Here is a 436-nt window from a genome sequence, read left to right on the forward strand (position 1 = left end):
GGGGGGTTCCGCGCCGAGGCGGTTTCCCCACCCGCCACCAAGGCGCCCGCCGCCGACAATGCCGAAGGCTTCGCCGACCTGGCGCGCCTCCGCACCAGCCTCGGTCCGCTGGACCCGGACCAGGAGCGCGCGCTGCTGACGGAGGGCGTGACCCGGCACGGGCTGACGGCGCGTGATGCGCGGTCGGTGCTCGATGGCGTCATGACCGCGCGCGGCGGCATCACCACCAGCGCGGGGGAACGTGACGTCGCCATCTTCCTGCGCAGCCGCGCCGACAGCCAGGGACGGGTGGCCAGGGCGGATGCGGAACGCGCTGCCGCGTTGTACCGCGCGCTGGCGGGCGCGAATCCCGGCGCGGCGGCGCAGCGTGTCGCGGCGCTGATGGACAGTGAAGGCCTGTCCCCGAAGCCGGACGGGCTGCTGCGTTCCACCACCT

The 436-nt window shown here is 75.0% G+C and carries 1 protein-coding gene; it reads left to right on the forward strand.

Translation table 11 applies throughout. The features are described 5' to 3' along the window. On the forward strand, positions 1-436 hold a 436-nt coding region (locus tag ACLD7X_RS19055), incomplete at both ends, for a hypothetical protein (protein ID WP_411425247.1).

The sequence above is a fragment of the Aphanothece microscopica RSMan92 genome, assembly GCF_046613545.2.
In the GTDB taxonomy this organism is placed as follows: Bacteria; Cyanobacteriota; Cyanobacteriia; order PCC-6307; family Cyanobiaceae; genus NIES-981.